The sequence below is a fragment of the Amycolatopsis sp. CA-128772 genome (assembly GCF_002904295.1).
Taxonomy (GTDB): domain Bacteria; phylum Actinomycetota; class Actinomycetes; order Mycobacteriales; family Pseudonocardiaceae; genus Amycolatopsis.
The window spans coordinates 77683-89019 of record NZ_PPHG01000026.1 but is presented as its reverse complement, the minus strand read 5'-3'; the positions used below and the strand labels follow the sequence as shown (position 1 = coordinate 89019).

Below are 11337 nucleotides of genomic sequence, written 5' to 3'. Positions count from 1 at the left end.
AACCCCCAGACTTGTTCCCCGCCCCGCACGGACGAAGGCGGCACTTCCACGTGAAAGTGCCGCCTCCGGCGTGGGTGAGGTCGGGTGGGGTCAGTCCTCGCCGCCGCCCAGGACGAAGCGGACCAGGTCGTCGGCGTCCATGTCGCCCACGTCGCCGTCTTCGTCCGGCGCCGCGTCCTCCTCGGGCCGCTGCGCGCGTTCCGCCGCCTCCGCGAGCAGGTCCATCAGGCCGAGCGAGCGCAGCTGGTCGAACGACACCGACGCGAGGAACTTCCGGACCCGGGCCTCCGCCGCCGACGCGGGCACCTCGGCCTCGTCGCCGAACAGCTCGCGGTGCAGGTGCGCCGCGACCGCCTGGGCCGTCGGGTGGTCGAACACCAGCGTCGACGGCAGGCGCAGGCCGGTGCGTTCGCCCAGGACGTTGCGGACCTCCACCGCGGCCAGGGAGTCGACGCCCATCTCGCGGAACGCCTGGGACGGCTCGATGTCGCCCGGCTCGCCGTAGCCCAGCAGCTCCGCGGCCACCGTCCGGACCAGCCGCAGCAGCGCGTCGCGCCGCTCCGCCGGGTCCAGCGCGGCCAGCTCCTCGTGCAGGGTCGCCTCGGCAACCACCGCGTCGCGCTCCGAACCGGCCGCCGAAAGGGCCTGGCGGACCTCCGGCAGCTCGCTCAGCAGCGCGCTCTCGCGGGGCAGCGTGAACGTCTGCGCGAAGCGGTTCCAGTCGAAGTCGGCCGCCAGCACCGCGCCGCGGACGCCGAGGGCGCGGCCGAACGCGACCATCGCCTCCGCCGGCACCAGCGGCACCAGGCCGTGCCGCTGCATGTGTTCCAGCATGTCGCCCTGCAGCGCCATGCCGGCTTCGCCCCACACGCCCCAGCCGATCGACACACCGGGCAGGCCCCGGCGTTCGCGGTCCTCGGCCAGCGCGTTGAGGTAGGCGTTGGCGGCCGCGTACGCGGCGAGCTTGCCGCTGCCGAGCATGCCCGACACCGACGAGTACAGCACGAAGAAGTCCAGCGGCCGGTCACCCACGAGCTCGTCGAGGTGCCGGGCACCGGCCACTTTGGACTTCAGGACGCCTTCGACCTCGTCGAGGGTCAGCGCGACGACGTCGGCGCCGTCCTGGGCCACTCCGGCGGCGTGCACGACCCCGCGCAGCGGGTGTTCCGCGGGGATGGCCGCCAGCACGGCGGCCACCTGGTCGCGGTCGCTGACGTCGCACGCCACCACCGAGACTTCGGCGCCGCGGCCGGTCAGCTCCTCGACCAGCTCGGCCGCCCCCGGCGCAGCGGGGCCGCGGCGGCTGGTGAGCACCAGCCGCCGGACGCCGGCGTCGGCCAGCCAGCGAGCCGTCTCGACACCGAGCGCGCCCGTTCCGCCGGTGATGAGCACCGTGCCGGGCCCGGCCAGCGCCGGGGTGATCGCCGGGGTTTCGGCCGCCGTGGTGCGGCGCAGGCGCCGGCCGAGCAGCCGGCCGCCGCGCAGCGCGACCTGGTCTTCGCCGTCGAGGCCGCGCAGCACGTGCGGCAGGTGCCGCAGGTCGGCCTCGCCGGGGTCGGCGGGCAGCTCGACCATGCCGCCCCACGCCGCCGCGCGCTCCAGGGCGACCGTGCGGCCGAAGCCCCAGACGGCGGCTTGGTCGACCGTGTCCGCCGCGGCGGGCCGGTCCTCGACCGGCAGGGCTTCGCGGGTCAGGCACCACAGCCGCGCCTCGGCCCCGGCCCGGGCCAGCGCCTGGACCAGCACCGCGGTCAGCACGACGCCCGGCGGCGCGGTCGGTGCCGCGTCGATCGGCCGCGTGCTCAGCGCCAGCAGCGAGACGACGCCGTCGAACGGCCCCGGCAGCTCCCCGATCCGGGCGGCCAGCGCGGCCGGGTCCGGGTCGGCGACCGTGAGGACGGTGACGTCGCCGGGCAGCGCGCCGAGGACCCGGCCGCACCAGCCGTCGGCGGCGCCGGCGTCTTCGGGGACGACGGCCAGCCAGCGTCCCGGTTCGGCGTGGCCCGCCGGCGGTTTCAGCGGGGTCCAGTCGATGCGGTACCACCAGCGGTCGACGGCGGCTTCGGTGCGCAGCTTCTCCCGCCACGACGTCAGCGCGGGCAGCACGGCGTCGAGCGCGGCCCGGTCGACCTCCAGGGCCGAAGCCAGCACGTCGCCGTCGGTCGCGGCGACCATGTCCCACAGCCGCGCGTCGGCGGCGCTCTCGCCGCCTTCGGCGACGGCCTTGGGCGCGGGCTCCGGCCAGTAGTTCTTGCGCTGGAAGGCGTACGTCGGCAGCGGCACCCGCGCGGTGACGCCGGCCCGCGCGTAGAACGCGGCCCAGTCGATCGGCACGCCTTGGGCGTGCGCCCCGGCGACCGCGGTGACCATCCGGCGCCAGCCGCCTTCGCCGGTGTGCAGGGTTTCCTGGAACACCAGGGGTTCGCCGGTGCGGTCCATGGTCTGTTCGAGGGCCAGCTTCAGCACCGGGTGCGGGCTGGGCTCGACGAACGCGCTCGCCCCGCCGGTCACCAGCGCGTCGGCCGCTTCGCCGAACAGCACGGTCTGGCGCAGGTTCCGGTACCAGTACCGGGCGTCCAGCTCCGCGGTGTCGAGCAGGCCGCCGGTCACCGACGAGTAGAACGGCACGGCCGAGCTGCGCGGGGTCACCGGCGCCAGCAGCTCCAGCAGCTCGTCTTCGAGCAGTTCGACCTGCGGCGAGTGGGCGGCGAAGTTGACCCCCGACAGGCGCCAGCGCATGATGCCGGCGGCCGAGAGCCGCTTCTCCAGCTTCGCCATCGCGGTCTCGTCGGCGGAGACGGTGACCAGCTTGGGGCCGTTCACGGCGGCGATGGAGACGTCGTCGCCCGCGAGCGCGCGGACCTCGTCGGCCGGGGCGACCACCGACAGCAGCACGCCGGTGCGGGGCAGCTTCTGCCGGATCAGGCGGCTGCGCAGCGCGACCACCCTGGCCCCGTCCTGAAGGGACAGTCCACCCGCGACGCAGGCGGCGGCGATCTCGCCCTGGGAGTGCCCGGCCACGGCGGCGGGTTCGACGCCCAACTCGCGCCACAGCGCGGCGAGCGACACCATCACCGCCCACAGCGCCGGCTGGACGATGTCGACCTCTTCGAGGGCTTCGGCGTCGCCGAGGACGTCGAACAGGGACCAGTCGGCGAACTCGCTCAGCGCGGCCGCGCACCCGGCCATCGTCGCGGCGAAGACCGGCGACGCGGCCAGGAGGTCCTGGGCCATCCCGGCCCACTGGGACCCCTGGCCCGGGAAGACGAACGCCGGGGTGCGCACCCCGAGGGCCCGGCCGGTCACGACGTCCGGGGCCGCCGCGCCCGCGGCCACCGCGGCGAGCGCGGCGGTGAGCCCGGCCCGGTCCTCGCCGACGACGACGGCCCGGTGCGCGAACGCCGTCCGGCCCGCCAGGGCCCGGCCGACCGCGAAGACGTCCTGGTCGTCGAGGTGGGTCAGCAGCCGTTCGGCCTGACCGCGGAGAGCGCCGGCGGTCCGGCCGGACAGCACCCACGGCACGATCGACGGCTGCCGCGCCGGTTCCGGTGCGGGCACCGGCGCCGGACCGGCTTCGAGCACGGCGTGGGCGTTGGTGCCGCTGATGCCGAACGACGACACCGCCGCGCGGCGCACGCGCCCGGTCTCCGGCCACGGGCGGGCGGCCGCCAGCACCTCGACGCCGCTGCCGTCCCAGTCCACGTGGGACGACCGGGTGGCCGTGTGCAGCGAGCGCGGCAGCACGCCGTGGCGCATCGCGAGGACCATCTTGATGATCCCGGCGACGCCCGCCGCGGCCTGGGTGTGGCCGATGTTGGACTTGACCGAACCGATCGGCAGCGGCTGCTCGCGGTCCCGGCCGTAGGTGGCGATGAGGGCTTGGGCTTCGATCGGGTCGCCGAGCGCGGTGCCGGTGCCGTGCGCTTCGACCGCGTCGATGTCCTCTGTGGACAGACCGGCGCTCGCCAGTGCCTGGCGGATCACGCGTTGCTGCGCCGGCCCGTTCGGCGCGGTCAGGCCGTTCGAGGCGCCGTCGGAGTTGACCGCGGACCCGCGGACGACCGCGAGGATTTCGTGGCCGTTGCGGAGGGCGTCGGACTGCCGTTCCAGCACCAGCATGCCGACGCCTTCGGCGAAGCCCAGCCCGTCGGCGTCGTCGGAGAACGCCTTGCACCGGCCGTCCGGCGCGAGCCCGCGCTGCCGGCTGAAGCCGACGAAGGTGCCCGGCGTGGCCATCACGGTCGCGCCGCCGGCCAGGGCCAGCTCGCATTCGCCGCTGCGCAGCGCCTGCGCGGCCAGGTGCAGGGTGACCAGCGACGACGAGCACGCCGTGTCGACGGTCAGCGTCGGGCCTTCGAAGCCGAAGGTGTAGGCGACCCGGCCCGAAGCGACGCTCGGGGAACTGCCGTTGCTCTCGTAGCCGTCGGTGTCGGCGAGGTGGTTGAGGGTCAGGCCGTAGTCGTTGTACATCACGCCGACGAACACGCCGGTGCGGCTGCCGCGCAGGCTCACCGGGTCGATGCCGGCGCGTTCGACGGCCTCCCAGCCGGTTTCCAGCAGCAGCCGCTGCTGGGCGTCGGTGGCGAGGGCCTCACGCGGGTTCATGCCGAAGAACTCGGGGTCGAACTCCCCCGCGTCGTGCAGGAAACCACCTTCGCGGGTGTAGGTGGTGCCCGGGTGGTCCGGGTCCGGGTGGTAGAGCGAGGCGATGTCCCAGCCGCGGTTGACGGGGAACGCCGTGATCGCGTCGCGTTCCTCGGTGAGCAGCCGCCACAGGTCCTCGGGCGAGGCGACGCCACCGGGGAAGCGGCAGCTCATGCCGACGATGACGATCGGGTCGCCGGCCACCGCGGCCGGCGACGGCGGCTCGTCGGCGACGGCCCCCGAGCCGAGCAGCGCCTCCAGGAGGTGCTCGCCGAGGGCGGCGACGGTCGGGTAGTCGAACACGGCGGTGGCCCCGAGCCGGACACCGGTCACGCCGTCGAGCCGGTTGCGCAGCTCGAGGGCGGTGAGGGAGTCGAAGCCGAGCTGCTGGAACGTCTGCCCGGCGTCGACGGCGCCGCCGTCGGCGTGCCCGAGCACCTGCGCGACCTGGGTGCCGACCAGCTCGCGGACGGCCCGGGTGCGTCCGGCGGCGTCGAGCGCGCCGAGCCGCTGGACCAGCCCGACGGCCGCTTCGGCGCCCGCCGCCGACCGCTTGAGCGGTACGCGGATGAGGCCGCGCAGCAGTGGCGGGACGTCACCCAGGGCGCGGAGCACCGGCAGGTCGAGCCGGACCGGCGCGACGTCGGGGACCCCGGCGGCGAGGGCGGCGTCGAACAGGCGCGGGCCCAGCTCGGCCGGGATCGCGGGGGTGCCGGCGCGGGCCATCCGGGCGAGGTCGGCGTCGGTCAGGGCGCTGGTCATGCCGCTGCCGGCGGCCCACGGGCCCCAGCCGAGCGCGGTGGCGGGCAGGCCGTGGTCGTGGCGGTGCCGCGCGAGGGCGTCGAGGAAGGCGTTGGCGGCGGCGTAGTTGGCCTGGCCCGCGGTGCCGACGGTGCCGGCGACCGAGGAGAACAGCACGAACGACCGCAGGTCGCGGGTCAGTTCGTGCAGGTTCCAGGCCCCGGTGACCTTGGGCCGCAGGACGCGCTCGAAGCTTTCCGGCGTCTGCGAGTCCAGGACTCCGTCGTCGAGGACGCCCGCGCTGTGCACGACGGCGGTCAGCGGGTGCTCGAGGCCGTCGAGGAGCGCCTGGAGGGCGTCCCGGTCGGCGATGTCGCAGGCGGCGGCGGTGACTTCGGTGCCGTGCGCGGCGAGTTCGGCGACGAGGGTGGCGACTTCGGCGGGGTCTCCCCCGCTGCGGCTGACCAGCAGCAGCCGCCGCATCCCGTGCTCGGCGGCGAGGTGGCGGGCGAAGACCGCGCCCAGGCCGCCGGTGCCGCCGGTGATGAGGACGGTGCCGTCCGGGTCGCCGAAGCTCCGCGCCTCGGCGTGGCCCGCGACCCGGGCCAGGCGGCCGCCGTGCACGCGGCCGTTCTTGACGGCCACCTGCGGTTCGTCGGCCGCGAGAGCGGCCCCGAGGTGTTCGCCGGTCTCGTCGAGGTCGATCAGCGCGAACCGGCCGGGGTGTTCGGCCTGGGCGGACCGGAGCAGGCCCCACACCGCCGCGGCGACGGGATCGCCGCCGGTGGCGCCGCGGGTGACCACGGCGAGCCGGGTCTCGCGCAGCCGGTCGTCGGCGAGCCAGCCCTGGAGGAGGTCGAGCACCCGGGTGGTGACGTCGAGGGCCGCGGAGGCCGGATCGGCGTCCGGCAGGTCGAGCAGCGGCAGGACGACGAGCCCGGGCGCGCTCGCGGCCGCGGCTTCGAGGTCGGCGAAGGTGGTGGCGCCGGGAAGCAGCTCAGCCGAACCGAGCACCCCGAAGCCGGTGAGTTCCGCCGGCTCCACGGTCAGCGGGGTCCACGTGAGCCGGTACAGGTGCTCCTGGCTCACCGGCCGGACCTCGGCCGGCCGGCGCAGGCGCAGCGTGGCCACCTCGGCCACGAGTTCCCCGGCGGTGTCCGCGATCGCCAGCGAAACCCCCGCGCCCACCCGCGTGATCCGCACCCGGACCGAGGCCGCGCCGGTGGCGTGCAGCTGCACGCCCTCCCACGAGAACGGCAGCCCGGCCTCGCCGCCGAGCAGGCCGATGGCGTGCAGGCACGCGTCGAACAGCGCCGGGTGCAGGCCGAAGGCGCCCGCGTCACCCGCGTCGTCGGCGGGCAGCGCCACCTCGGCGAACACCGCGTCGCCCGACTGCCACGCCGCCGTCAAGCCGCGGAACGTGCCGTCGTACGCCAGGCCGCCCTCGGCCAGACGCTCGTAGTGCCCCGACAGCTCGACCGGTTCCGCGGCGGGCGGCCACGAGAACGCCGCCGCCGCGCGCCGGGGACCGAGCACGCCGGTCGCATGCCGGGTCCACGTCAGGTCGTCGCCGTCCTCCGGTCGCGAATGGACGGTCAGGGTCCGGCGTCCGTCTTCGCGCGGCGCCGAAACGCGCAGCTGCAGCTGGACTCCCCCGCGCCCGGGCAGCACCAGCGGCGCTTCCAGGGTCAGCTCGTCCAGGCACGGCGTCCCGGCCTCGTCGCCGGCCCGCAGCGCCAGCTCCGTGAACACCGTCCCCGGCAGCACCACCGCGCCGCCGACGACGTGCCCGCGCAGCCACGGGTGCCCCGGCACCGACAGCCGGCTGGTCAGCAGCACTTCACCGGACCCGGCCGGGCGCACCACGGCCCCGACCATCGGGTGGCCGCCGACGCCCAGCCCCGCCGCCGTCGCGTCCCCGCGCGGGGTCGCGCCGCCACGCGGCCAGAAGCGCTCCCGCTGGAACGCGTACGTCGGCAGCTCCGTCCGCCGTCCGCCCGGCAGCACCGCCGCCCACTCGACGCCGACGCCGGCCACGTGCAGCCCCGCGAGCCCGGCCAGCACCGCCCGCGGCTCGGCGGTTTCCTTGCGCAGCAACGGGACCGTGCTCACGTCGGCGAGGGTTCCGGCGGTCATGGCCGAGAGGACGCCGTCCGGGCCGAACTCGGCGAACACGCGCACGCCGTGTTCGTGCAGCGCCGTCACGCCGTCGGCGAACCGGACCGTCCGGCGGACGTTGGCCACCCAGTGGTCCGCCGAGAACTCCGTGACGAGCGATCCGGTGACCGTCGAGACCACCGGGATCCGGGGCGCCGAGTGGGTCACCCCGGCGGCAACCGCGCGGAACTCCTCGAGCATCGGGTCCATCAGCGGCGAGTGGAACGCGTGCGAAACCGTCAGCCGCTTGGCCTTCCCGAACCGCTCGGCGAGCGCCGACACGGCTGCTTCGGCCCCGGCGAGCACCACGGCGTCCAGGCCGTTGACCGCCGCGATGGCGACGTCGTCGCCCAGCAGCGGCCGGACCTGCGCTTCGCTCGCCCGCACGGACACCATCGCGCCACCGCCCGGCAGCGCGCCCATCAGCTCGGCGCGCGCCCGCACCAGCGTGCAGGCGTCCGCCAGGGACAGCACCCCGGCCACGTGCGCGGCCGCGATCTCGCCGACCGAGTGCCCGAGCACGAAGCCGGGCCGCACGCCCCACGATTCGAACAGCCGGTACAGCGCGACTTCGAGGGCGAACAGCGCGGGTTGCGCCGCGGCCGTGTCCGCGAGCCGCCGCGAGTTCTCGCCCCAGACGATCCCGGCCCACTCCCCGGGCAGCTGCTCGGCGATCGCGTCCCACGCCTGCGCGAAGACCGGGTACCGGGCGTAGAGCAGGCGGCCCATGCCGAGCCGCTGGGCGCCCTGGCCGGCGAACAGCGCGGCGAGCTTCGCGGACCCGGCCACCCGCCCGGTCACGACCGCCGGGTGCGGTTCCCCCGCGGCCAGCGCGGCCAGGGCCGCGGACAGTTCGGCCCGGTGTTCGGACAGCACCACCGCGCGGTGGTCGAACGCCGTCCGGCCGGTGGCGAGGGTGAACCCGGCGTCGACGCGGTTGACGTCGAGCCCGGCCAGCCGCGCGGCCTGGTCCCGCAGCGCGCGGTCCGTGGTGGCCGAAAGCGGCCACGGCACGACCCCGGCGTCCGGTGGCGCTTCCGCGAGCACCGGCTCCGGCGCCTGTTCGATGATCGTGTGGGCGTTGGTGCCGCTGATGCCGAACGACGACACCGCCGCCCGGCGCACGCGGCCGGTCTCCGGCCACGGCCGGTTCCCGGTGACGACCTCGACGTCGCCGGCGGCCCAGTCGACGTGCGAAGACACTTCCCCGGCGTGCAACGACCCCGGGACGACGCCGTGCTGCAGCGCCGCGACCACCTTGATCACCCCGGCGACGCCCGCGGCGGCCTGGGTGTGGCCGATGTTCGACTTCACCGAGCCCAGCAGCAGCGGTGTCCCGCGCTCCTGGCCGTAGGTCGCCAGCAGGGCCTGGGCCTCGATCGGGTCACCGAGGGTGGTTCCCGTGCCGTGCCCTTCGACGACATCGACGTCCGATGCAGACAGACCGGCGACCGACAGGGCCTGGCGGATCACGCGTTGCTGCGACGGGCCGTTGGGTGCGGTCAGGCCGTTGGACGCGCCGTCGGAGTTGACCGCGCTGCCCCGGACCACCGCCAGCACCGGGTGGCCGTGGCGCCGGGCGGCGGAAAGCCTTTCCAGCAAGAGCATTCCGGCGCCTTCGGACCAGCCGACGCCGTCGGCGTCGTCCGAAAAGGACTTGCAGCGGCCGTCCGGGGCCAGCCCGCGCTGACGCGAGAACCCGACGAACGTGCCCGGCGTCGACATGACGGTGACGCCGCCGGCGAGGGCCAGCGAACACTCCCCCGACCGCAGCGCCTGCGCGGCCCAGTGCAGCGCCACCAGCGACGACGAACACGCCGTGTCCACCGTCACCGCCGGGCCTTCCAGCCCCAGCACGTACGCGACGCGCCCGGAGGCGACACTGCCCGCGCTGCCGTTGCCCTGGTACGCCTCCAGGTCCGCGCCCGCGACCAGGCTGTTGTAGTCGTTGTACATCACGCCGGCGAACACGCCGGTGCGGCTGCCGCGCAGGCTGCGCGGGTCGATGCCGGCCCGTTCGAACGCCTCCCACGAGACCTCCAGCAGCAGCCGCTGCTGGGTGTCGGTGGCGACGGCTTCGCGCGGGCTCATCCCGAAGAAGGCGGCGTCGAACTCGGCGGCGTCGTGCAGGAAGCCGCCGTGGCGGGTGTAGGAGGTGCCCGGGTGGTCCGGGTCGGGGTCGTACAGCGCGTCGAGGTCCCAGCCGCGGTCGGCCGGGAACTCGGTGATGGCGTCGGTGCCGCCGGTGACCAGCGACCACAGCTGCTCGGGCGTGCTGACCCCGCCCGGGTAGCGGCAGCTCATCGCGACGATGGCGATCGGCTCGTCGGCCACCGCCGCCGGCATCGGCGCGGCCTCGACGCGGTCGCCGTCGCCGTCGCCGCCCAACTGCTCGGCCAGGTGGCGGGCCAGCGCGGTGACCGTCGGGTAGTCGAACACCGTCGTGGCCGGCAGGGCGACGCCGGACGCGGCCGAGAGCTTGTTGCGCAGGTCGACCGCGGTGAGCGAGTCGAACCCGAGTTCCTGAAACGTCTTGGCGGCCGGGACGGTCGTCGCGTCGGCGTGCCCGAGGACCAGCGCGACCTGCTCGCGCACCAGCGTCAGCAGCGCTTCGGCGCGCTCGTCCGGCGTCAGCCCGGCGAGGCGGCGGGCCAGTCCGGCAGCCCCGCGGCCGGCCTGCTTGCGGCCGGTGACGCGGACGAGGCCGCGCAGCAGCGGCGGGATCTCCGGCTGCGTCCGGAGCACCGGGAGGTCGAGGCGGACCGGCAGCAGGACGGCCCGGTCGGTGCCGAGCGCGCGGTCGAACAGGCGGATGCTCTGCTCCGGCTGCAGCACGGGCATACCGAGCCGGGCCATCCGCTCGAAGTCGGCGTCGCCGAGCGTGCGGGTCATCCCGGTCGCCGCGGCCCACGGGCCCCAGCCGAGCGACTGCGCCGGCAGGCCGCCGGCCGCGCGGTGGAGGGCGAGCGCGTCGAGGAAGGCGTTGGCGGCCGCGTAGTTCGCCTGCCCGGCGCCGCCGAAGGTGCCGGCGACCGAGGAGAACGAGACGAACGCCGCGAGGCCGAGGTCGCGGGTCAGCTCGTGCAGGTTCCAGGCCGCGTCGACCTTGGGGCGCAGCACGGCCGCCAGCCGCTCCGGCGTCAGCGAGCCGAGGACGCCGTCGTCGAGGACGCCGGCGGTCTGCACGACCGCGGTGAGCGGGTGCTCGGCCGGGACGGCGCCGAGCAGGGCTCGCAGTGCGTCGCGGTCGGCGATGTCGCAGGCCCGCACGTCGACGTGGGCGCCGGCCGCGGTGAGGTCGGCGGCGAGTCCGGCGGCCCCCTCCGCCGCCGGGCCACGGCGGCTGACCAGCAGCAGCCGCCGGACGCCGTGCTCGGCGGCCAGGTGCCGGGCCAGCAACCCACCCAGACCGCCGGTCCCGCCGGTGATGAGGACGGTCCCGTCCGGCTCCCAAGCGGCACTTTCACGTGAAAGTGCCGCGTCGGCGCGGGCGAGGCGGGCGGCGCGGGGTTCGCCGTCGACCAGGGTGAGCTGGGGTTCTCCGGTGGTGAGGGCGTTCGGCAGGGCGGTCAGGGACGCGTCCGTGCCGTCGAGGTCGATGAGCGCGACGCGGCCCGGGTGCTCGACCTGCGCCGTGCGGACCAGGCCCCAGACGGCGGCCGCGGGCAGGTCCGCGCCGGTCGTCGCGCCCCGGGTGACGAGCACGAGCCGCGCGGGCCGTTCTTCGCCCAGCCAGTCCTGCAGCAGGCCGAGCACGTGCGTGGTCAGTTCGTGCGTCTCCCGGACGACGTCGGC

Annotated in this window: 1 protein-coding gene (only partly in view); it reads right to left on the bottom strand. The window is 75.8% G+C overall.

Translation table 11 applies throughout. The features are described 5' to 3' along the window. Positions 1-90: 90 nt before the first annotated feature. On the bottom strand, positions 91-11337 hold the 3' portion of the coding sequence (locus C2L59_RS47940) for a type I polyketide synthase (protein ID WP_199199026.1). 8700 nt of this gene lie beyond the right edge of the window; only the last 11247 of its 19947 coding nucleotides appear in the window; its start codon lies beyond the right edge, outside the window — the gene reads right to left on this strand; it ends in the stop codon at positions 91-93.